Raw genomic sequence first — 22,185 nt, 5'->3', positions numbered from 1 at the left:
CCGATTTGGCGTGTGCTTCCGCCTTTCTTTGTAAAAAGGATTCACACTCTTTATCTGCTCATGCTATAATATGAATAATCTTTCTTTCGCCGCTGGCCATGAGGGCACAACGGGAAAGCCAATAGATGAGAAGAGAAGAGGAGAGATCAGGCAGATGAAAACAAAAACACTTGTCAGCTTAGCATTGCTTGTAGGGATCGGTGCGGTTTTGCATACGGTGATTCCGGGTTTCATTTTTGGCATGAAGCCGGATATGATGCTCACCATGATGTTTTTAGGCATTATTTTATTTAGAGAAAAAAAATACGTATTGATCCTTGGTGCCGTAAGCGGGCTGATTGCAGGATTAACAACCAGTTTTCCGGGCGGATTTTTCCCGAACATCATTGACAAGGTCATTACATCATTTGTATTTTTCGGGCTGCTGGCACTGTCCGGCAGGTTCTCGAAAAAATTGCCAATGCTGGTTGGTTTGACTGCTATCGGTACAGTCGTTTCCGGGACCCTGTTTCTTGGATCCGCATATATTTTAATCGGTCTTCCCGGTCCCTTCGCTATTTTATTCGGCACCATCGTCTTACCGGCTGCCGTTTTAAATGCTGTGGTGATGTTTATCGTTCATCCGATTATTTCAACAGTCGTAAAACGTACAGATATTGCCCGGGGCATGTAAAACCACATGATCCTGATTGCCGCCAGTTTATGCTGGCGGCTTTTATTTACAGCCGCATTAGAACAAAAGAAAAATGATGGCAAGCAGCCACAGCAGAATGCCGGCTCCGCCCAACAGCTTAATTCTTTGCTTCATCCGTTTCCGGGGCGGATAGATTCTTCTTTTTTGAAATAATACGATATGATGTGCCATGCCTGCCAGGAAGATGGCACCCATCAAAAATAAACCAAACGAAATGCCGCCCATTCCACTCCCCCGTTTCTTTAGCCATATACCCAGCCCGGCAAGAACTGCTACTATCATCGTATGCGGCAGCTTGGATTAACATGATCCAAGCCGGGTAAATATAAAGATAGGATTTTACAAACAGGGCGCAAACCTTTTATCATAGAAGAAAGGCGCGTATTTCAAAACGAGGTGGTATTGATGAAGAAAACAAGCTTGTTTTACGGAATGCTGGCAGGAGGTGCCGTGGGCGCAGCCGCCGCACTGCTCACAACCCCGGCTTCCGGGAAAAAAGTCAGGGCGCAATTGAAAGAAACATCGGCTGACCTCATTGCATCGGCCAAAGATATTTCCCAAAATGTGAAAGCATTGAAGGAATCCGTCCACGAATTATCAACAGACGGATTACAGGTTGCCAAGGAAGCCATCGGAGACATTAAACAATTCATCAAGGACTGGCAAAGAAGCATTGAACCAAATAAAGATGCGTTGCAAAACGAAATAAAAGAAATCCAAAGAACAATTGAACATCTTGAACAGGAGCTGAAAAAAAAGCCTTCCTGAAAACATTGCCCGTACCCAAAAGGCATGCCTTTTGGGTTTTTTTGTGTCTTCGTTTCTAAAAATTTTGTATATTATATCTTTATTATTTTTTATTTTATTGGCATAATGTTAGTATATAGTGTAAGGGGTGATGGGAAAATGACAAACCAAGCTTCATCGATGAATGAGTATTTGATTTTTTGCAAGAGAATCACACAGTTGTCAAAAGCGCTTTGGAAAACAATCGAAAAAGATTGGCAGCAGTGGATCAAGCCATTTGACTTAAACATCAATGAACATCACATTTTATGGATTGCGTACCATCTCAAAGGGGCTTCCATCTCGGATGTTGCAAGATACGGCGTCATGCATGTGTCAACAGCTTTCAATTTTTCTAAAAAGTTGGAGGAACGCGGCTTGCTTGAATTCTCAAAAAAAGAAAACGACAAAAGAAACACATATATTCAATTAACCGAAAAAGGCAGAGAAATCTTTCTTCAATCACTGGAAGCGTTTAATCCGGAAAACAGCACCATTGTGCAAGGTACCATGCCGCTGCATGATCTGTATGGCAAATTTCCGGATGTCATCGAACTGGCAGCCATCGTACGCCAGATTTACGGGACAGACTTTATGGATATTGTTGAAAACTCCATTAACCAAAAAGAGACCGGCAGTTTTGAAGTAACAGACCTGTTGGCAAACACTTCCCTGCACCAGCCATAAGGGCCCGTTGCCTGATTAAAGATTGCGTTCAAGTACTTTCATTAACTCAGGGTAGAGCCCTTGCTGCAAACATGCCGCAATGACTTCATCCGGTTGTAATTTTTTATGCAGCCGGTCTTTAAACTTTGTAAAAAGCGGGTAAAAGAAAACAAAATGATCCGCTTTTTGTTCTTCCAACTCCTGTTTTAACTGCTCGCATAGAGCGAAGAACTGCTCAACATCCTGTTTGGACAGCTGCTTTTCAATCACCAGCCGGTAAAAAGCGTTTTGATTGGATTCGATCATTTTCAGCAGCAGTTTCTGGTAAAATTCAAGCCGTTCTAATCTTTGCTCGATTGATTCCATTCAATTCCCTCGTTTATGTTTTATTTGCTGGAGCAAGTCTCTGTTCATAACATGAACTTTTTTCACCCGGATATGACATCTTTTGCAGGTTCGCTCTTCTCTTATTTTATCAGTTTATGAATTTGATTTTTATATGAATTCAATGTAAAGTTTGAAAACAGTGTTGATGCATGCTTGGGGTTTTGCCCTTTCCTCTTGCCTCATCATTGCTGAACCAACCTTTCTTGCTGGAAGATGAGGCGGAATGATCTGCCGTTCCGCCATTCTTTGGTGATCCCGAAGTTCATTCATTGAAGGAGGCCGATTTGGCATGTACTTGCTTTTGTTTTTTATATTATACGCTTTCTTTATTTTATACTTTATCAACATCTTGACAAGCAATCTATGTACAAAAAAAGAAATACCCGAAGAACGCCAGCCCGAATTATTTCGGACCATTAACATCCTAATTACCATTCTGCTCTTTTCTTCCTACTTGGATCTGCAATTTACATAGAAATGCGAATGGTACCTGGCTAAGCCCTGATTTGTGCATAAATCCGCCAACGGAAAGTCCGCCTCATGGGCTGAAGGAATTGGCCTTTTGCCATGCCCGGCCGCGGCTGGCAACCTGGAGCGAATTGCAAAGGGAAGGCCGGGTTGTTTTTTAACCCGGCCTTCCCTCCTTTCATATTACCAGCCCCAGGATGCACCGATAATAATCAACAGGATAAACAACACAACAAGTAAGGCAAAGCCGCCTCCGTAAACTGCTCCTCCACTCATACAATCCACCTCCTCTTTTGCTTTAATTTATCTTATTCGGTCATGTACATAATTGTTAAGGGCATCCGTCTACCGGCTATTCTTTTTAGAGGTATGCCGCACCAACAATAACAAGAAGGATGAATAGCACGACAATTAACGCGAATCCACTGCCATCAGCAAAACCCATTTTGAATACCTCCTTTTCTCATTCCGTATATCCTATGTAACATTCGTCTAAAACGATAAAAGCAAACGCCTATTTCTATAACGATTTTCATCTTAAAAACCGGGTGAGCCAAGATCAGATGGCCCAAAAATAGTTACAGCAAACCCATGAATCCGGTTTACGAAACCTGTTGTCTGATTGGAAATCAATAAGAATCGCATTAAGATTCCATAAGAAACACTGATTTGGTTTCTCTTCACTTTATATTTATGATATAGTAGTGTTTGTAGGTTCTTCTAGCATGACAAAACGAATAGGAGTGTTCTTGAATGAAAAAATGGGTATTATCCCTTACGCTCGCGGCAAGTGTTTTCGGACTGGCTGCGTGCGGCAATAGCGCGGTTGTAAAAACAGACGCTGGCAATGTAACAAAAGACCAATTATATACAGCAATGAAAGACAAATACGGTTCCTCCGTTCTTCAACAGCTGACAATTGAAAAAGTGCTGTCTAAAAAATATAAAGTATCGAAAAAAGAAGTGAACGCACAGGTCAATGAGGCAAAAAACCAATTGGGCACCTCTTTTGACACAGCGCTGCAGCAATACGGTTATGCCAATGAAAGTGACTTCCGCAACAGCATCAAGGTCGGCCTTCTTGAACAAAAAGCAGCGGAAGCAAGTATCCATCCTACTAAAAAGCAATTGAAAGATTATTATACAAACAACATCAAACCGGAAATCAAAGCCCGCCATATTTTGGTTTCATCCAAAGAAAAAGCGGATTCGATTAAGAAACAGCTGGATAAAGGCGCTGACTTTGCAACACTGGCTAAAAAGAATTCAACTGATACGGCAACTGCAGCCAAAGGCGGCGACCTTGGCTGGTTCGGCGCAGGAGAAATGGACAGCGCTTTTGAAGCAGCTGCATATAAATTGAAAAAGAATGAAATCAGCGATCCCGTTAAAACTTCCTACGGCTACCATATTATCCAATTAACCGGCCAAAAAGAGAAACAGCCTTACAGTAAAATGAAAAAAGAAGTAGAAAAGAAATATAAAGAATCGAAGGTAACAACAGAAAAAATCCAGGCTGTTTTAAAGAAAGAATTAAAAGCTGCGGATATTAAAGTCAAAGATGACGATTTAAAAAATACTTTTGATTCCATTTTAAGCAACAGCAACAGCACATCCACTACTTCAGGTTCATCAAGTTCTTCCAATAATTAAAAAAAAGCGTCCGGAAACCGGGCGCTTTTTTTGCAGGCCGGGCCGCAGGTTTTAGACCCGGCCCTGTTTTATGCTTCCTTCGCCTTTATCTGTTCCTGTTCCTGATCCTGTTCTTGATCCGGATGCCGCATTGACTTTTCCTTGTTCATCCGCTTAATATAGACCTCCCCTTCTTTTTCAATCCATTCCTGTTCCAATTCCCTGTCTTCTTTTGAAGTCTTTATCGCCATAAATGCACAGACTATAATTGCTGCTACAACAAAATAAACCCAAATTGGAAAATCCGCCATTTCCATTTTCCCACGCCCTTTCTAAAGTTTGTCCTATTGCTACACTCTATGATGATTTCCGCAAAAAAATGCCTCTCATTTTGAGAGGCATTTTGCTAGACTGTCATTTATGAAAGGTTGGTTTATAAAACGAACGGTTATCGAGCGCATAAATCCGATCCGAAAATTCCCCGGGTTTTACGTTGCGGAGCGCGCGGTCAAGCATGTTCATTTTTGCATCAATATTATCAATATAATGAAGGATTTCCGCTTCTTTGATCATCGGGGGCTTCGCGCTTCCCCATTCCATTTTGCCGTGATGGCTTAAAACCAGATGTTCCAGAACCATGACTTCTTCTCCATGAATATCCAGTTCCTCGGCAGCCTTGGCAATTTCATTGACCATGATAGAGATATGCCCAAGCAAGTTCCCTTTCACTGTATAAGTTGTTGAAATCGGGCCGGATAATTCCTGCACTTTTCCTAAATCATGGAGAATAATGCCGGCATATAACAAGTCGCGGTCTAAGGATGGGTAAAGATCGGCAATTGCCCTTGCCAGATCAAGCATCGAAACCACATGGTAGGCCAGCCCGGAAACAAATTCATGATGATTTTTCGTCGCTGCCGGATAGACAAGGAATTGTTTTTGGTATTTTTTTAAGAGATGCCTGGTCAGCCTTTGGATGCTGGGATTTTTCATATCAAAAATATATTGTGTGATTTTCCCTATCATTTCATCCTGGCGCAGCGGGGCCGTTTCAATAAAGTCTGCTAAACGAACCCCGTCATTTGGGGAAGCGGGATGGATCTGCCTGATCTTTAACTGCAGTCTGCCGCGGTAATTTAAAATATCCCCGGCGACTTTCACGATCGTTTCAGCTTTATAGGTCTGCACATCCTGCTCGGAAGCATCCCAAAGCTTTGCTTCGATATCTCCTGTACGATCCTGGAGAATTAACGTTAAAAAAGGTTTTCCGTTACTGGCAATCCCTTTTGTCGCATGCTTAATGAGAAGAAAAGCATCAAACTGTTCACCTACTTCGTAATAGAGAAGCCCTTTTGCCATAAATCCATCCTCCGATCTGTTACACTGATCATATTCTTATCTGAGTATAACATAACATCTGCCTGCTTTTTACAATCCGGCTTTCTTTTCTTCTGTCAGGCGCCCGTTTTCAATCCTTATCACATGTGTGCCTTTCAACAAATCAAGCAAATGGGGATGGCACGTAAAAAGCAGAACCTGCCTGTTTTTGCTGATTTGTTGTAGCAAGCGGGCCATTTTTCCGGTACGCTTTAAATCGAAGTTCACAAAACCGTCGTCGATGGCCAGCAGGCATGGATACTCTGCACCAAGCGCCTCAGCCAGCGAGAGGCGCAGGGAAATATACAATTGTTCGGCAGTAGCCTGGCTTAATTCATTGGCTGAAAACAGCACACCATCCTTCCGCTTTACATAAAAACGGTCTCCCTCATACAAATGGAGGGAAAGATACATGCCGTCTGTCAAGAAATTCAAATACGTCCCTGCCATTTTCAGGACCTGCGGAAAACGGGTTTCCCGCAGTCTGGCCATCATTCGCGAGAGCAATTCCTTCGCAAGGGCAAGCTTGGCCCATTCCCTTGCATCTTCCTGAAAAACCGAGCGGGCACTGTAAAATTGATGGAGCTTTTCAGTAAATGTGCCCCCTTCTTCCAGTCTGGCAATCTCATAGTTTACTTCCGCCAACGAACGGTTTATTTCCTGAAGCTTTTCACTTTGTTCATCTATTTTCTTTTCGAGCGCCAGTTGTTCCTGTTTCAATTCATCTGCATTATGCCTGGATGCCAATCCATCGAGGTCCTCCCCTTTTAGTTGCGTATCGAGGATAGCCAATTGGTTTTTTTGTTGCTCATATATTTGCCAGTTTCGGCCGGCCTCACGAAATGCTTCTTCATCCTTCACGCCGGCGAGATGAAGCAGCTGATCCATCTCGCTGTCAATCGTTTGCTTCTCAATTTGCAGCAGGTTTTCCTGTTCCTCTATTTCAAGCAGTTTATTCTGCCATTCATGGTAGAGAACTTTTCGTTCCTGATGCGCCGACAGCGCCTTCTTCAATGATAATATCCCCTCTTGCAGAAGCGGCCAGCGGACTTGCAGGGTGGACCATAATTGCGCCATTTTTTCCTGATAAGCGGACTGCATGCTGCCTAATTGGGCCAGCTTCTGCCGGATCCCCACTCTTTTTCTAACCTGGCCACTTAAATCAACCAACAGTTCGAAGGCATCCATCAACTGGCCGGCTTGAAAATCACGGTGAAGTGCAAAGTTTTCTTTTAAGCGGTCGAGCGCTTCCCGGCCGTTTCGTTCCTTTGCCAGTAAAAACTTCTGCCGGTTCTGAATATCCCGGGCCTGCTGCTGATAGCCTTCCAATTGAAGGATCAGCTGCTTCCATTTTTCCCGGAGCTGTTTCTGTTGCTCATAAGCCTGCAGTGCGCCGCGGTCTTCTTCCCAGTTTTGCAGGCGCCTGCTTTTTTCTTCCGCCTCACGTGTGATAGCCAGCAGTTCCTGTTCTAACGGGGCCGTGTTCCTTTTCTTGAAATAAAACCAGCCGGCTACTGCCAGCGCAAGGACAGATAACGCTAAAAAAAGATATTGATGGGCAAACAGGCCGAATCCGCCAATCAGCAGCAAAATTACGGCCAGTACCAGCATTTGGGCCGATGATTGTTTTGAAGCAGTATTCATTCTCCGGAGCAGTTCAATACGCTTTTGCTCCTTCTCCAGTGCTGCCTCTGCCTCAAGTTTTTTCCCGTATTGCTGTTGTTTTTCAGCCAGCCCCCTGAATTCTTCTTCCGAAACAAAATCATTTTCGAGCCGGCTGCACTGCTGCTCAATCGCATGCACCCTGTCCTCCAGTTCCTTCAGCCGCGCCCGGTATGTTTGCTGCTCGGTTTTGATGCGTTCATATTCATGGACAGCCAGGCGCAGTTTTTCTTTTGCTGCCACGCTTAAATCGAGACTGCATACCCGGGCGGCAGATTCTTCGTCCAGATTCAGCATTCTGCTAAGCCGCTCGATCTGCTCCTGCAAAGCTTCACATTCAAACTGCAGCCGGTCCAATTCGGCCTGGCGCTGCTGGTATTGCGGCCATTCTTCCAGGAGCTGTTCGATCGGGCCGCTGTTCTGCTCCAAAAGCGGATCAGGTTCGATTTCTTTGATCTTTTGGAGCAGGGCCTGTTTTTGCCGGTTCCGGGCAGTTAGCCTGCTGCCGATGCTGCGTTTTTGTTCAGCAAGCCGGTCCATCCGCTGCAGGCCGTCCACCGGAAACTTAACCGGGCCTGCTTTTGCAAGTAGTTGTGCGAGCTGCTGCCGTTTGGCAAATAAAGGCCAAATTTTAATATCGTGCAACACTTTCTGCAGGGACTGCCTGAATGTTTCAAGATCTGCCCTGATTTGGGCCTGTTCTTTTTCCAGGGCAGCCTGGCTTGCCTTCAGCTGTTCATACCGGCTGTTCTGCGCCTTCAGCCCGTTCAATTCTTTCTCGCGATTGCGCAGATTCTGCAGGCTTTCATTCAGAAGCGGTTTGCGCCCGTTTGGTTTAAAACGGGCCTCCATTTCTTTTTGCAGCGTTTCTTCCGCATGCAGCAGGGCATCTGTGCCGATTGTGCCGGCAGCAAACAAGTAACGGCTGATATCGTTCCCTTTTAATTTCCTGATTTCCTGCAACCCGAGGAGATTAAAAGAATAAATCGATTGAAACATCGTTTTATTCAGACCGCCGAGCATTTCAGCAAGCTGGGCCTCACCGCCGATTCTCCCGTCTGCAAAGGTGACTGTTACATCTCCCGCCGCTTTTCCGCGCACCCTTTCAACCGTTACGATGCCGGCCTTTTCTGTCTGGAGGACGAGCCGCCCCCCGTATGCATCATGCGTTTTCGGTTCATAGCGTAGTTCTGCCTGCTGCCTGGTCGGAAAGCCGAATAAAACCGCCTGGATAAAAGCCATCAGCGTTGACTTGCCCGCCTCGTTTTCGCCGTAAATGGCAACAAAGCTGTCTAAACCGGTTAAATGAAAATCGATAAATTTGCCAAAACCATAAATATGTATTTCCAACAGCTTCATTTGCAACCCTCTTCCCTGATTCTTGAAAAGGCAACGGCCTCCGCTTCACTGAGCAGTTGTTTTTTTTCTTCTTCTGTTATACGCCTGAGGTAGCGGCTTGCGTACACATGGGAATAAAGCGGAGAAATAGCGCGGGCAAACGCTTCTTCATCTGCCAGTTCTGCAGCCGTATGCTTCATTTCCCGGCTGATAAATTCATATTCCTTTAGCTGTGGGACAGATTCAGGCCTGTTCAGTGTAATATGATGGGGCCAAACAAAATTCGGGGCGCTTTCTTCCCCTTCCTGCAGCACTTCCAGCAGTTCCCCATTGTTTATTTTTTCAAGCGCTTCTGTGCCCAAATTGCCTGTTTCTTCAATTTCAAGGTCAATCAAAACAGCCTGCGTTTGTTTCCTGATTTCTTCCAGCTTTTCCCGGCAAACGCTATAAAGATCGTGAAACGCCTCAAGGCCCTTCGCCGAAACCTTCAACTGCTCCCAGATCACATCTGCCGTTTCCAAAAAAGCAACATGGGTGCTGAATTCATTCATATCCACGAGCATACAGCCTTTAGATCCTGTTTCTTTGCGGTTTCTTCCCTGGATATTGCCGGGGTAAATGATAAAAGGCTGTTCATGAAGAATTTGGCGCTGATGGATATGCCCGAGCGCCCAATAATCCATTTTTTTCGCGAGCAGTTCCCGGAGTGAAAAAGGCGCGTACGGCTGGTGCCGGATGCTGCCGCCTTCACAGTAGCCATGCAGCATGCCAATATGGAAATCCGCATTCCCTTCATTGTGATATTCAAGAATTTTCTGGTCAAACACATGCCTTTTTGGATAACTGAACCCATACAGCTTTACAGTTGTCCCGTTTTCAGCCGTAAATGTTTTCGATTCAACCTTATCTGAAAAAATGTGCACATTCGGGGGCATCGGCATCTTTGTCCATGCCCCGCCTAAATGGTCATGGTTGCCATGCAGCACAAACACTTCAATACCGGCTTCACGTAAGCGCTCAAATTGGCTGCGGAGCCTGACCTGTGCTTTCAGGCTGCGGTCTTCCCCGTCGTACAGGTCACCGCTGGCCAGCAAAAAGTCAATCTTATTTTCAATTGCAAAATCAGCCATTGTTTCAAATGCTTTAAAAGTGCTGTTCCGCACCCGTTCAAATATTTCAGCCGGCAGCTGCCTGAGACCGGTAAAGGGACTGTCAAGATGCAGATCAGCAGCATGGATAAATCGGATATTTTTCAATGACATCACGCTCTTTCGAATATACGTTCTGTTTCCATTATAAAAGGTTTGGCGCTGTAATACAATATCCGGACATTGATTCCGGCATTGTTTTAGCGCGCCAAACCCGTTTAGTTATACTGGCGGTATACATATGGATCTTTCGGCTCAGGGATTTTTTGATAATCCGTTACGGTTAAATAAGGGATATTCTCCTTAAAAGCATCGTAATAGGTAGTTGAAAGTGTTCCGCTTACCTGGATCCAGGTATTTTCTTTTAATTTGTTCTTCATATGATCCGGAAAATCGACAAGCATGCCATACACGCCGGCATCCGCAATGCAGTGAATAATACCGAATCGGAGGACAAACAACTGGTTGTCTTTAATATCATCCGTCCGGTACACAAAACCTTTTATCGTCACTTTTTTACCAATAAAATTTCCGGGGTAATTGTAGATTGTCTCAAGGCCGTGGAAATAATGGTTATCATCGAGCGTAATATGGCTTAAATTCCGGTACTGTTTCAAATCGGAGTTTTCCATCTCCACATATTGGTTTTTATCATAATAAAGGCTCGAATTCGGGCGCAGAATCTGGTGGTTGGCATACTGGTCTTTATCGTTGTCAATCATTGAGAAATGGAAGCCCTTTGCTTTAACGACCGTTGAATTTAATGTTGCGACTGGCAAAAAAATGCCTGTTACGACCGGGATGAGGATGAGCCCGTACGTAAACACTTTCTTATACCAGGTATTTTCATCCTGTTCGTGCGAATGCCCATGATGGACGTGATGCTCTTCCTTATTTCCGGCCCTGACCCATTTAACCAGCTGGTAGATCATTAAAAAAAACATCACAAAAATCATTGAAAACGACAAAAACGAATATTTCATATTAATATATTTACTGATATCGCCAGTTGCATGCAGCTTCATAAAAAAATAGGCGAATCCGAATAAGACGATAAACCGCAACATTGCTAACACCTTCTTATATGATTAATGCGCCGGCAAATACAAATACGATAATGATGCCGATCAGGGAGGCAACAAATTTCTTCTTAAATGAGTGCATCATCATCAGCAAATTTTTAATATCGACCATCGCGCCAAAAACTAAAAACGCAAGAATCGCCGCGGTACCGAACATGCCGCTGAATGATGAGGCGATAAACGCATCCGCTTCCGAGCAGATGGACATGATAAAAGCAAGCAGCATCATGATGGCAATTGCAGTGGCTTTTGTATGCCCGAGCTGCAGCAATGTGCTTGTCCGGAAAAACGTCTGCATGGCCGAAGAAATCAGCCCCCCGAATACAAGGAACTTACCGACTGAAAAAAATTCATCAATGGCATGGTCAACCACGCCGGTTATTTTTGCCCATAAGCCGGCCGGAACAGGTTCTTCATGGGGACGGCTGCTGCCATGATCATGCTCATGAAGATGCAGCTTTTTATTGGCAAATTCACGAAGCTGGCTCTCATTAAATAGGTAAGAAATCACAATCGCGGTCAGCACCGCGACAAAAATGGCCAGCCCGCATCTCATTAAGGCCATCTTCCAGCTGTCCCCGAAAGCAACAAAAGTCGAAAATATGACAACCGGATTGATGATCGGTCCTGCCAGCATAAAAGCGATTGCCGCATAGAGCGGAACATTTTTGCGGACGAGCCTTTCCGTAATCGGGACAATGCCGCACTCGCATGCCGGAAACAGTGCGCCCATCCCGGTACCGAATGCAATAGACAAAAACCGGTTTTTCGGCATTATTTTTGCGATCATTTCCTCGGTGACAAACATCTGGATGAATGCAGAAATAAATACACCCAGCACAATAAAAGGCAGCGCCTCAATGATAATACTGATAAAAATGGTGTTCATTTGTAATAAAGACTGGCTCATGGCGCTATCTCTCCTCTATCACGCTTACACTGCTTCTTGAAAAACTTCATCTAACTAGAATACTACATTAGTATCATAGTGTAAACGGACAGATCTGAAAAGAAATCGAAAAAAGCGGTCCGGGAAGTCCTGGCATTTTTATGAAATTGGCCGGATTCTATTACTTTTTTTATGAAAATATGATAGTATTGGTATATAGGTCATATGAACTTGTAATTAGAACTTTAATTGAAAGGAATGACAATGATTGTCCGAATCTATCTTTACAATCGGATTGGCTGTTTCCAGCGGTGCGTTTATCGCATTGCTTAAGATCATTATGATTGATATTATTTTATCCGGCGATAATGCCGTAGTCATTGCGATGGCGACACGGAAACTACAGAAAAACCAGCAAAATAAAGCGATTTTCTGGGGGACTGCCGGAGCTGTTATTTTAAGAATATTACTGGCGATGGCCATTGTTGCCCTGCTAAAAGTACCTTATGTCAATATTATCGGCGGCTTGCTGTTGTTATGGATTGCCTTTAAAGTACTTTCAGGCGGAGATGAGGATGTCCACGTGAAGTCTTCGAACGGGCTGTTAAAAGCGGTCGGTACAATTATATTGGCCGATGCCGTCATGAGCCTTGATAATGTCGTTGCCCTGGCCGGTGCCGCAAACGGGCACGTCGGCATGATTGCGCTTGGCGTTGCCATTAGTATCCCGGTGATGATTTTCGGCTCGAAAATGATTGTGAAAGTGATGAACCGCTACAGCTGGATTGCTTACGCGGGATCCGGCATTCTGGCGTGGACAGCAGCTGAGATGCTGTTTAAAGACGAGCATCTGCTGGAATGGCTTCACGTCTCCCATGGGCCTGTTACTTATTCTATTTCCGCCATTATAACAGTCCTGATTTTAGGGCTCGGCTACATTTCCAACAGGCGGACGGAAACGAAACAGCGGCGCCAGCAACAACACCGCACCGATAATGTGAGCGCCCATTAAGTTAAAAAAGCGTCCGGCAGTTTAACTACCGGGCGCTTTTTTAGCGATGGAATAAGATTAATTCTCCTTTTGGCGAAGTGCAGCGGTGTGTTTTTTCATAAACCCCCTTCTCTTTTAAAAGGCGCTCCCCGATTTGTTTGGCTTCACTGTCATCCTTTGCCTCAAAGCCTTCATCCAGAATTTTCTTTCCGGCAGGTTCAAAAGCCGTCAGTTTATATACGCCCATTTTTGATCCTCCTTACTCCCCGGTAAAATGCGGCATCCTTTTTTCAACGAATGCCTGGATGCCTTCAAGATGGTCTTTTGTCTGCCGCATTTTCCATTGGCCGTGTTTTTCCAACTCCAGTGATTTGTTAAATTCCGGACGGTTTAATTCCGTATAGATTTTTTTCGTTTTGATCATGGCCAAAATTGGTTTTGCCTTCCACTCCGTAATTTTCCGGTCAATAGCCGGTTTTAGCTGCGGCACGACTTCATCAACAATGCCAAGCTGTTCAGCCTCATCTGCCGGCATTACTTTGCCTTCCCAAATGATTTTCTTCGCTTTTTCCTGCCCGACACGGCACCGCAGCAAATAATGCCCTCCCCCGTCAGGCACCAGGCCGATACCGATAAAATTCATGGCAATTTTGCTGTCTGCATCGCTGATCACATAATCACATGCGAGCGCAAGGCTCAGTCCCAGCCCCGCGGCAGGGCCGTGAATCGCCGCAATCGTGAGTTTCGGCATTGCCGCCAGTATGGAAACGGCTTCATTAATATGGTCCATAAAATGCGAAAACTCCTTTTCATCCTGTACCGCAAGCATTTCTTTAATATCTCCTCCTGCTGAAAAAGCACGGCCATTTCCTGAAACGACTAAAATTTTGACGGCTTCATCCATCGCAATCGCTTTCAAATTATCCGTTAATGCGGTAATCATCTCCAAATTTAAGGCATTTAAAGCATCCGGGCGATTGAAATTCAAATAGGCAATGTCGTCTTTTATTTCTAATTGCATCGTTTCATATGTTGAAATCACCGAAATCCCACTCCTTTGCTTGTTTATTTCCTACTTCTAGCATAGCGGAATATTCAACGTTTTCCAATACTATTGGTTGCTTTTTTTAAATTTTTTAAAAGCAAAAGGGCTATTTTTTCGTAAAATAGCCCTGTTTTTCATTTATTTGATCAGTTTCATTTTTTTTAAAAAGTCGATTGGCTGTTGTTTGCGGAAATGTTCTTTCACCATATAGGAAACGCCGTTTTCATTGTTTGATCTTGTTACCCAGTCGGAAGCATTTTTGACTTTTAGCGGGGCATTGCCCATTGCAACGCCGAGGCCCGCCCATTCGATTAATGGAAGGTCATCCGTATCAGAGCCGATTACAACGACTTCTTCGCGGCGGATATTCATGCGGTCACATACATATAACAGGCCGCGGAACTTGGAGACTCCGGCCGGCACAATATCAAGCTTGCCTTTCCCGCAAACAATGCAGTCTACTTCGTGAAACATGTTGGAAATCGCTTTTTTTGCATCTTGAACGTCCTGGTCACGTAAGAAGGTCACTTCAATTTTCGGCGGGGAAACAGGCTTCTGGCCGAGTTTTTCGCTTAGTGCATCCACATATTGTTCTGCATAGGAAAACGGATTCGACGTTTGGTAGATGACGCGGCCGATTAGTTTATTCGGCTGCTTTACTTTATTTCCAAGGGTAAAGTTTTCCGACACCAGCTTGATCTGGGCCTGAAATCCTTCAAGGAAACGGACCAAATCAAGCGTAATTTCTTCATTGATTCTCCTTACAAAAATCGGTTTATCCGGTTTACTTGCAATAAATGCGCCCTGATGTGTGATGAGGGATGAATTCAGCTTCAGCATTTTGGCAACCCGGTGGGCGTATTCGAAACTTTTGGAGGTGATTAATGTGACGGAGATTCCTTTTCCTCCTGCATAGTCGACTGCTTCTTTCGTCGATCTGCTGATCCGCCCGTTATCCTGTAATAATGTCCCCTCAACATTTAAGGCCAACATTTTATAGATCATGATGCTCCCCCTCTTCAAGATGCTCCAAAACCGCTTTTAGAAACGCCTTTTAACAGCCGGCTTCTTTTATAAATGTATGTGAAAAGAGGGGAAATAGAACAGCCATCATCGCTTCATTAGTTTCTGCCGCTTCCCTGTGTATCTGAAACCTGCATTATTTGCCCGTATAGAGGTCTTCAAGCGGCTTCATTAATATTTTATTGACTTCATCCAGTACCGCACTCAGCCGTTGTTCGGCGTTCATTAGCCTGGCAATCAGCGGATTTGCCTGGACGGCAGCTGCTATTGCCTGCGCCTGGCCTGCTTCTTTTTCTGTTACCGGCTGGCCTGACATTTGCTTTTCTTGCAGCCTGAGCTGAAGATTGCGGAAATCATCGAATAACGTTTTTGCCTGGCTGTTTTGCAGCACCTGTTCGTATGCCTGTTTCAGTGCACCGTATTCACCGCTTGCACGAATCTCTTTTTCTAAAAGATAGGCATAATCATTTAAATTAGACACCAGTTGGAAACCTCCTGTACATCTGTCATCTTTTACTTTGGTTGCTTTCCTCATTACACAGTATGGGCGCTTCACCCTTTTTGCCACACCGATTATATGATCAGCACAATCATCCCCTGGACAATGCCGATCAGTCCGCCTAGCAGCGCGCCTAAATAAGTAATCATTTTAAATTCGCGCGCTGTGATCCCGAGAATCAGCATTTCCAGCCTTTCAACCGGAAAAGATTCCACTTCCTGGCGCACCAGATCCGCAATCTGAAGCTTCTGGATAATCAAATGGACTCTGCTGCTAAGCAGGCGCAACCCTTTTTCAGACCATTCAGGCAGCCATTCGTCCGTAATTTTATCCCGGAAGCGCATGAAAAATGCCTGAACCGGTGTTTCCAGCAATCGCCCGACCGGCAGTGCTGAATAAATGATATTACTCAGCCACTGTTTCATTTCACGATCAGGAAGGTCCGGCAGCAAGCTTTCAATCGGTTTTGATTTGATATTTTGCCATTCCGTTTCGAGCATCTCGACAACCGTTGCTTTCGTTCCGCTTTCCCGCAGTGCTTTAACAATTTCCGGCTGGATTTTGTCTGCAATTGAAATATTGCCGATAATTTTTTTCAGCACCGAGCCAATCATGCCACGTTCGTCAAGAAAATGCCCGATCATGCCTTCAAGTTTTCGGCGGCCTTGTGCACTGGAGACGTAATCGCATATTTTTTGGATCACCAAATCGGCGAGATCCGGAATTTTTTCCTCAATCCTCCCGGTAACGGCAACGGGAAGCGACTTGTCCAGGCTTTGCGCGGCAATTGAACTTTTTGTCTGATCATACTGGCTGCTGATTTTGGCCTCGATCCAGCTTCGAATTTTATCTTCCGTCACTTCCATCTTAAAAAAACCGGCAACTTGACGGATGGTCCAATTCGCCTCGAGCCACTTCAGAAAAGACTGCTTCAGCCACGCTTTTGCCTCATTCATGAACTGCGGCGACAGCAGTTTTTTTTCAATGCTCTCCGGCGTTACCAAATGGCGGACGACCATATCGCCCAATTGCCGTGCAATTTCTTCTCTTCGTTTCGGGATTAAACCGGGTGTAAATGGCAGCCTCCAATTTTTTAAATAGATGGCTTCATACGGCCTGAACAGCATTTTGATGGCCAGGTAATTGGTAAAGCCCCCGATCACCGCCCCTACAACGGTCATAAAAAGAATTTCCAAAAAAGCATGCATGTTGTAATCATCCTATTCCTTTATATTCGATGGCAAATGGCTCACGGTGTTAAAAATACCCATTTTTTTACATGGTTACGCCCGGTCGGAATGTAAATTTTAGCGGCACCCTTTTTCTGTACTATTCATAAGATATCAGCAAAAGCCCAGGTAAGTCAAAAAAGTCCCGCATTTTCAGCCCGGCCGAAAAGTATTTCATTTGATAACAAACGGGGATTGACTATGGAATGTTTAGTAGAATTGCAGCCAATCACTGCTGACGGGGAACACAAGGCGGATATGGAAATGCCTGAAAAACTATTCAAGCTGCTCCGCCTCCCCCCTGAAAGTACCCTTACAATCAGAATTGGCGGCATCACAGCAGCAGCCGGCGTGATTGCCGTTCCGGACAGGGGTGTACTGCCCATTATCCGCTTATCCAGGTCTTGCTATGAAAAATGGATGCTGCCAATGCCCTCCATCCGCTTGAAAGCCGCTTACTCAGAAGGTATTTTGCATTTTGGCCCTGTCATTGCTGTGTTGACTGAACTCAGCGGAAAATCCGGAACGCCGCCGGTTTCAGCAGGCATGCGGGACTTTTGCAATGAACTCCGGCGGCTCACCCAGGGCGAAGGGGGCTATCTGTATATCACCGGCATGGGCATTTGGCCGAACGCGGGCTTACGATGTGAGGAGCAAACATGGATTCAAACGGCAGTACCGGCTCCGGATGTGGTGTATAACCGGCTTCACGCCAGGCACAGTGAAAAAAGCCCCCTGTTCAAAGAAGCGATTGCAAAATGGAAAGCAGCAGGCATTCATTTCTTTAACGCAAGATATTTATCCAAATTGGAAGTGCATCACTGCCTGAAAGCAAATTCCGCCTTGAGCCGTTATCTTCCTGAAACCTTCAGCTATGACAAAGGCCGCCTGCGGGAATGCCTTTTATCATTCAAAGAACTGTATCTTAAACCGGAAAACGGCAGCCAGGGACGCGGAATCATCAGATTACAGCTTAAAGACGGGAAAGTTTCCCTTCAGCACCATATAGGCGGCAGCCAAAGCCCTGCTTTGTTTTCCAATGCAGCAGATGCCATCGAAAAGACAGACCAGCTGATCGGAAGGCGCCCGTATATTATTCAAAAAGCCATCCCTTTAATGGAATGCGAAGAGAAAAAATTAGATTTCCGGTTTCTTGTTTTTAAAAGCAATCACAACGACTGGAACCTCATCTCCGCTGTTGCCAGAATGTCGGCTGCAGGGAATTTTGTTTCCAATCTTGCCCAGGGAGGCAGCGTTTTAAAACCTTTGCCACTTTTATACAGGTATTTCGGTACGGAAAAAGCTGCACTCGTTTGGGCTCTCATGAACGAATTGGCGCTTGAAGCCGCTAAGGAAATCAGTACCCATACAAACGGCAATATTGCAGAACTCGGGCTTGATATCGGTGTAGATCAGAACGGAAAACCATGGTTTATTGAAGCCAATTTAAAACCATCCAAACAAATTCAGCAGCCCTCCCCCGCTTTCCGGCCGTCTGTAAAAGCGTTCTATCATTATTGCATGTTTTTGTGGAGAGAAAGGAGCCGCCATCATGACGACTAAATTAGGAATTTTGACACTGGACCCTTTAAACCGGCAGGATTATTTTACGAAAATCGGTATGCGCTCTAAACAATATGGAACCGATTTATATTTATTTTCACCGCTCGATCTCGTACCGGGCACCCAAATGGTAAAAGGATTCCGTTTTGATACAGGCAAAAAGCAGTGGTCCGGCTGTGAATTTCAAATTCCCGCCTGTTTATATGACCGCTGTTTTTACGGAGAGGACCAGGCTTCCAAAGATGCCAGGAAAATTGTTTCATGGCTGAAGGAAAGAAAAGACATCACCTTTTTGGGCTATGGCCTCCCGAATAAGGGAAATCTGTATGACCGGTTAAAGGATGACCCAAGGATTTCGCCTTATTTACCGAAAACCATCAGGGCGACTGATCCGGAGAGGGTGCTGTCCGAATTGAACCGTTACAATTCCGTTATCTTAAAACCAATTAACGGCGCCCATGGCTATGCCATATACGCGCTTGAAAAAACGGGTGATTCTATTCTTGTCAAAACAACAAAAAGCGGAAAACTCATTTCTAAAACATTCGCCGATTTGGGCGCTTTCAGTAAATGGCTCGACATCATCTTAACCAAACAAATTTTTCTCATTCAAGCCCGGCTCGACAATGTGAACAACCGGCACCAGCCCTTTGATCTGCGCATCTTTTTGCAAAAAGATAAAAACGGGCATTGGCGCGAAATGGCAAGAGGAATCCGCACAGGGGCCGCAAACGGAATTTTGACGAATATGAGCGCCGGGGCTTCGATTTCAGCTTATGAAGACTGGAAGCAGCAAACCCCGTATTTCAATCATTCTTATTTAGAACATGAAATTGCAGCACTGATCGCAGAACTGCCGCATGTTCTTGAAGAAACTTTCCACCCGCTGTTTGAGCTTGGCATCGATCTCATTATTGCAAGCGACCAATCCATTTGGGTGCTTGACATCAACTCAAAACCGGGCAGAAAACTGATCAGCCAGCTCTATCCGGAACGCCTCGATCAAATGTATGAGGCCCCGCTCGCCTACTGCAAGTATCTCGAGAAGCATGAACGCGGAGCCGGCAGCAAAAACCCGGCAGCATCTGCCCGCCAATAGCGCTGCTTTTACATCCATGAAGAAGTGAGGTGCTTTACAATGGCAACAAGGTATAAAATTGAATTTTTTGAAGAACAGGAACTGATCCTTTATACCCCGTCAGCCCTGTCTTTTCCGGAAACCGCCACAAAAGCAGCGTTTGGATCGAAAGTGGCGGCGGCAAAAATTGAACCCCATCCAAACGGGCGCAATGTGTTTGCCGCCAGCAGCGGTTTGGCCGCAGCCCTGTTCATCCCTGATTTTTTAACAGCTGTCCATTGCTTCCAAAAAGGCCCATTGCTCCTCATTGGGCCGCTTGTCGGAATTTTTTCTTCCGGGTTTACGCCATATCGGAGCCATCCGATCGGCGCAAGATCCGCTCTTTTTGCAAAACTGCTGTCCGTGCAGGCTGCAGCCGGTGTTGCGCCTTTTCTTTTCGGAGAGCAGCATATTGACTGGGAACAGGGGCTGATCCGCGGATTTTTTTACAGTAAAGAGGGCTGGGAAAGCCGCGATGTGCCTTTTCCGAATGCCATTTATGACCGCCTCCCCAACAGGCGGAGCGAAGCCATGAAAAATTCAAGAGCCGTAAAAGAAAAGCTTGAAAAAGAATACCTTATCCCGTGGTACAATCCCGGGTTTTTCAATAAACTGGAAGTCCATGACCGCCTGTTTCAAGATCACCGGGCCAGTTTGTATTTGCCGGAAACACATGCGCTTGAATCGTTTCACCAAATCGAACGCATGCTGTCCGACTATGGGCAGGTGTATGTGAAACCCATTCATGGCAGCCTTGGCCTCGGCGTCCACCAAATTGTATACAGCCGCAGGTCCCAGGCCTACTATTGCCGGTACCATGACGAAAAAAACCGTTTGTTGAAATTCAGAAGCCTGGAAGCCCTCATGAACCAGGTATTTGCGAAGAAACAGCCCGGCCGCCTCCTTGTCCAGCAGGGAATCCATTTAATTGCCGATAATGGCCGCCCGGTTGACTTCCGCGTCCATGCCAATAAAGATGAGAACGGCGACTGGCATGTGACGGCAATCGCAGCCAAAGTGGCGGGGCCGGGAAGCCCGACCACCCATCTTAAAAACGGCGGGGAAATCAAGACCCTGGAGCAGCTGGTGGGAGACAGCGCACAACGGGAGGCGTACCGTACAGCGCTTACGAAAGCGGCACTGACACTTGCCCAATCTATTGATGATCATATAGAGGGAATAATCGGTGAAATCGGGTTTGATTTAGGGATTGATACGGGCGGAAAAGTGTGGCTGTTTGAAGCCAACTCAAAGCCCGGGCGTTCGATTTTTACCCATCCGTTCATGAAAGAATTTGATTGGCTGACACGGAAAATGAGCTTATCTTTTGCCGTTTATGTAACAGCCAGGCAATTGGAAGAGCTTGGGGAAATGCATACATGATCCCGCTATACTTAAACGCACCCCAAAAACAATTCATCCGGCCGGAAAAGACGCCGTTATTTTGGGGAAAGGAAGCTGACCTGCTCCCTTACCAGGATCCCCCTCCTCAAGATTACAGTTTTTGGATGAAACAAACAGGTGCCATCGCCGGGCCGCTGATCGGTATTTTAGTCAGCAAATCCAAAAACAGCATCTTTTTAGGCAGCCGGGCATTTTATGAACAAATCCAAGCCGGGCTCCAGGAGGCAGATGGCGGCCTCGCTTTTTTGTTCAGCCTCCAGGACATAAAGCCTGAGACCATTGAGGGGCTTTGCTACTGCAAAAATAAAGGTGTTTGGCTGCAGGCCGTTTTCCCTTACCCCAATATCGTCTACAACCGCATTTCATCGCGTACGGAGGAATCCTCGGAACCTTTTCATCGCTTTGCCAGCCTGTTAAAACAGCGGAAGATTGCTTTTTTTAACCCGCATTTTCTCGATAAATACGAAATGTACGAAAAGTTCCGGGACAATCCGGACATAAAGGGTCATCTTCCGGAAACAATTCTCATCCGGGAGCAGGAGGATTTTACTGAATTTCTTTCCCGGCATAAAGATCTCTATCTCAAACCGGTAAACAAATCACAGGGTTCCGGCATATTGCGGATTATTTTAAAAGCGGATGGCCGCTGCCAGTACTGCAGCCCGCATTCCTGCAAAGACCTGCCTTCCATTCAAGCGTTATGGAAAGAAGTTGAAAAGATCAGCAATAATAACCTCTATATTGCCCAGGTGACAATCCCGCCGGAACTTTCCCTGGACAGAAAATATGATTACCGTGTACACGCCCATTTCTCCCGCGGCGCATATGAGATCACCGGCATCGGCGTCCGGATGGCCCGCCCCGGCGGAATTACCACCCACACCTCAAAAGGCGGGGAAATTGTTCCGCTTGCGTTCCATATAAAAAAGCACGCTGAGCAAAAAATCCCGGCTTTGATTCAGGCATGCGGCAAGGCCCTCACGAAGGAATACGGGTTTTTCGGCGAATTTACCGCCGATATTGGCACCGCACCGGACGGCAGCCTCTATCTGTTTGAACTCAATGCGAAGCCAATGCCTTTTGACGAAGTGGAGATTGAAGAAAGAAAAATCCGGAAATTAATTGCATTATTTTATACGCTCACCAATGATGGCGAAATGGAAGGCAGCTAAACAGCGGACTGAA

Annotated in this window: 25 protein-coding genes; 10 read left to right on the top strand and 15 right to left on the bottom strand. The window is 45.5% G+C overall.

Annotated features, from left to right (window positions below; all coding sequences use genetic code 11):
- Window positions 1-154 precede the first annotated feature (154 nt).
- Window positions 155-673, top strand: coding sequence for a tryptophan transporter (locus C232_RS0106035; RefSeq protein ID WP_018662343.1), 519 nt, complete (start codon window positions 155-157; stop codon window positions 671-673).
- Window positions 674-730: 57 nt separating this feature from the next.
- On the opposite strand, the gene yhzF is transcribed toward C232_RS0106035, so the two are convergent.
- Complete coding sequence (yhzF, locus tag C232_RS0106030) at window positions 731-976, bottom strand: membrane protein YhzF (protein WP_155891544.1); 246 nt, start codon at window positions 974-976, stop codon at window positions 731-733.
- Between the two features lie 123 nt (window positions 977-1,099).
- Here yhzF and C232_RS0106025 point away from each other — a divergent pair, with 123 nt between their 5' ends.
- Together C232_RS0106025 and C232_RS0106020 are read left to right on the top strand one after the other, a co-directional pair.
- Window positions 1,100-1,462, top strand: a complete 363-nt coding sequence (locus tag C232_RS0106025; RefSeq protein WP_018662339.1) for a YtxH domain-containing protein — start codon at window positions 1,100-1,102, stop codon at window positions 1,460-1,462.
- Window positions 1,463-1,600: 138 nt separating this feature from the next.
- Window positions 1,601-2,167: an HTH-type transcriptional regulator Hpr gene (locus C232_RS0106020; protein ID WP_018662337.1), complete on the top strand. Its 567-nt coding sequence runs from the start codon at window positions 1,601-1,603 to the stop codon at window positions 2,165-2,167.
- A gap of 15 nt (window positions 2,168-2,182) precedes the next feature.
- Here C232_RS0106020 and C232_RS0106015 read toward each other — a convergent pair whose 3' ends face one another.
- Window positions 2,183-2,512: a DUF1878 family protein gene (locus C232_RS0106015; RefSeq protein ID WP_018662336.1), complete on the bottom strand. Its 330-nt coding sequence runs from the start codon at window positions 2,510-2,512 to the stop codon at window positions 2,183-2,185.
- A 316-nt stretch (window positions 2,513-2,828) separates the two neighbouring features.
- Between C232_RS0106015 and C232_RS20220 the strand changes: the two genes are divergently transcribed.
- Window positions 2,829-3,008, top strand: coding sequence for a hypothetical protein (locus C232_RS20220; protein WP_081622734.1), 180 nt, complete (start codon window positions 2,829-2,831; stop codon window positions 3,006-3,008).
- Window positions 3,009-3,184: 176 nt separating this feature from the next.
- Here C232_RS20220 and C232_RS0106000 read toward each other — a convergent pair whose 3' ends face one another.
- Both C232_RS0106000 and C232_RS19280 read right to left on the bottom strand, forming a co-directional pair.
- Window positions 3,185-3,277: a YjcZ family sporulation protein gene (locus tag C232_RS0106000; RefSeq protein ID WP_018662329.1), complete on the bottom strand. Its 93-nt coding sequence runs from the start codon at window positions 3,275-3,277 to the stop codon at window positions 3,185-3,187.
- 85 nt (window positions 3,278-3,362) lie between these two features.
- Window positions 3,363-3,446 (bottom strand): YjcZ family sporulation protein, encoded by an 84-nt coding sequence (locus C232_RS19280; RefSeq protein ID WP_018662327.1) that lies wholly within the window; start codon window positions 3,444-3,446, stop codon window positions 3,363-3,365.
- 308 nt (window positions 3,447-3,754) lie between these two features.
- On the opposite strand from C232_RS19280, the gene C232_RS0105990 reads away from it, so the two are divergent.
- Window positions 3,755-4,654, top strand: a complete 900-nt coding sequence (locus C232_RS0105990; RefSeq protein WP_018662325.1) for a peptidylprolyl isomerase — start codon at window positions 3,755-3,757, stop codon at window positions 4,652-4,654.
- Window positions 4,655-4,722: 68 nt separating this feature from the next.
- Here the strand turns inward: C232_RS0105990 and C232_RS0105985 are convergent, their stop codons facing one another.
- The 6 genes from C232_RS0105985 to C232_RS0105960 form a co-directional block, all read right to left on the bottom strand.
- A complete protein-coding gene (locus C232_RS0105985) occupies window positions 4,723-4,950 on the bottom strand; it encodes a sporulation YhaL family protein (protein ID WP_018662323.1) in 228 nt (75 codons plus the stop codon).
- 97 nt (window positions 4,951-5,047) lie between these two features.
- The gene (gene yhaM / locus C232_RS0105980; RefSeq protein ID WP_018662321.1) at window positions 5,048-5,992 is read right to left on the bottom strand and encodes a 3'-5' exoribonuclease YhaM; all 945 of its coding nucleotides are present in this window, start codon (window positions 5,990-5,992) and stop codon (window positions 5,048-5,050) included.
- A gap of 69 nt (window positions 5,993-6,061) precedes the next feature.
- Window positions 6,062-9,031 carry an ATP-binding protein gene (locus tag C232_RS0105975; protein WP_018662319.1) on the bottom strand — a complete coding sequence of 990 codons (2,970 nt, stop codon included), beginning with the start codon at window positions 9,029-9,031 and terminating at the stop codon, window positions 6,062-6,064.
- Window positions 9,028-10,272: a metallophosphoesterase family protein gene (locus C232_RS0105970; protein ID WP_051086214.1), complete on the bottom strand. Its 1,245-nt coding sequence runs from the start codon at window positions 10,270-10,272 to the stop codon at window positions 9,028-9,030. The genes C232_RS0105975 and C232_RS0105970 overlap by 4 nt, the downstream gene beginning before the upstream one ends.
- Window positions 10,273-10,376: 104 nt before the next feature.
- Window positions 10,377-11,225: a TIGR03943 family putative permease subunit gene (locus C232_RS0105965; RefSeq protein WP_018662315.1), complete on the bottom strand. Its 849-nt coding sequence runs from the start codon at window positions 11,223-11,225 to the stop codon at window positions 10,377-10,379.
- A 13-nt stretch (window positions 11,226-11,238) separates the two neighbouring features.
- Window positions 11,239-12,150 carry a permease gene (locus C232_RS0105960; RefSeq protein WP_018662313.1) on the bottom strand — a complete coding sequence of 304 codons (912 nt, stop codon included), beginning with the start codon at window positions 12,148-12,150 and terminating at the stop codon, window positions 11,239-11,241.
- Window positions 12,151-12,397: 247 nt separating this feature from the next.
- Between C232_RS0105960 and C232_RS0105955 the strand changes: the two genes are divergently transcribed.
- A complete protein-coding gene (locus C232_RS0105955; RefSeq protein ID WP_018662311.1) occupies window positions 12,398-13,141 on the top strand; it encodes a TerC family protein in 744 nt (247 codons plus the stop codon).
- A gap of 40 nt (window positions 13,142-13,181) precedes the next feature.
- Here the strand turns inward: C232_RS0105955 and C232_RS0105950 are convergent, their stop codons facing one another.
- The 5 genes from C232_RS0105950 to C232_RS0105930 all read right to left on the bottom strand — a co-directional run bounded on the left by C232_RS0105950 (window position 13,182) and on the right by C232_RS0105930 (window position 16,895).
- Window positions 13,182-13,367: a YhzD family protein gene (locus tag C232_RS0105950; protein WP_018662308.1), complete on the bottom strand. Its 186-nt coding sequence runs from the start codon at window positions 13,365-13,367 to the stop codon at window positions 13,182-13,184.
- Window positions 13,368-13,379: 12 nt separating this feature from the next.
- Entirely contained in the window at window positions 13,380-14,162 is a 783-nt protein-coding gene (locus C232_RS0105945; RefSeq protein ID WP_018662306.1) for an enoyl-CoA hydratase, read from the bottom strand.
- A 141-nt stretch (window positions 14,163-14,303) separates the two neighbouring features.
- Window positions 14,304-15,170 carry a Cof-type HAD-IIB family hydrolase gene (locus tag C232_RS0105940; protein WP_018662304.1) on the bottom strand — a complete coding sequence of 289 codons (867 nt, stop codon included), beginning with the start codon at window positions 15,168-15,170 and terminating at the stop codon, window positions 14,304-14,306.
- Window positions 15,171-15,324: 154 nt separating this feature from the next.
- The gene (locus tag C232_RS0105935; protein WP_018662303.1) at window positions 15,325-15,669 is read right to left on the bottom strand and encodes a YlbF/YmcA family competence regulator; all 345 of its coding nucleotides are present in this window, start codon (window positions 15,667-15,669) and stop codon (window positions 15,325-15,327) included.
- Window positions 15,670-15,761: 92 nt separating this feature from the next.
- Window positions 15,762-16,895: a DUF445 domain-containing protein gene (locus C232_RS0105930; protein ID WP_018662301.1), complete on the bottom strand. Its 1,134-nt coding sequence runs from the start codon at window positions 16,893-16,895 to the stop codon at window positions 15,762-15,764.
- A gap of 222 nt (window positions 16,896-17,117) precedes the next feature.
- Between C232_RS0105930 and C232_RS18430 the strand changes: the two genes are divergently transcribed.
- From C232_RS18430 to C232_RS0105910, 4 genes are read left to right on the top strand one after another with little or no spacing between them, the layout of a single operon-like run.
- Window positions 17,118-18,479 carry a YheC/YheD family endospore coat-associated protein gene (locus C232_RS18430; RefSeq protein WP_018662299.1) on the top strand — a complete coding sequence of 454 codons (1,362 nt, stop codon included), beginning with the start codon at window positions 17,118-17,120 and terminating at the stop codon, window positions 18,477-18,479.
- Window positions 18,469-19,578 (top strand): YheC/YheD family endospore coat-associated protein, encoded by a 1,110-nt coding sequence (locus tag C232_RS0105920; RefSeq protein ID WP_018662297.1) that lies wholly within the window; start codon window positions 18,469-18,471, stop codon window positions 19,576-19,578. Before C232_RS18430 ends, C232_RS0105920 begins: the two co-directional genes overlap by 11 nt.
- 39 nt (window positions 19,579-19,617) lie before the next feature.
- Window positions 19,618-20,979 (top strand): YheC/YheD family endospore coat-associated protein, encoded by a 1,362-nt coding sequence (locus C232_RS0105915; protein WP_018662295.1) that lies wholly within the window; start codon window positions 19,618-19,620, stop codon window positions 20,977-20,979.
- Window positions 20,976-22,172, top strand: coding sequence for a YheC/YheD family endospore coat-associated protein (locus C232_RS0105910; protein WP_018662293.1), 1,197 nt, complete (start codon window positions 20,976-20,978; stop codon window positions 22,170-22,172). The genes C232_RS0105915 and C232_RS0105910 overlap by 4 nt, the downstream gene beginning before the upstream one ends.
- Window positions 22,173-22,185 lie beyond the last annotated feature (13 nt).

Origin of the sequence: Heyndrickxia acidiproducens DSM 23148, from assembly GCF_000374345.1 — a bacterium.
Taxonomy (GTDB): Bacteria; Bacillota; Bacilli; order Bacillales; family Bacillaceae_C; genus Weizmannia; species Weizmannia acidiproducens.
The sequence above is the reverse complement of the archived record's forward strand: the minus strand, read 5'-3'. Positions and strand labels throughout refer to the sequence as shown.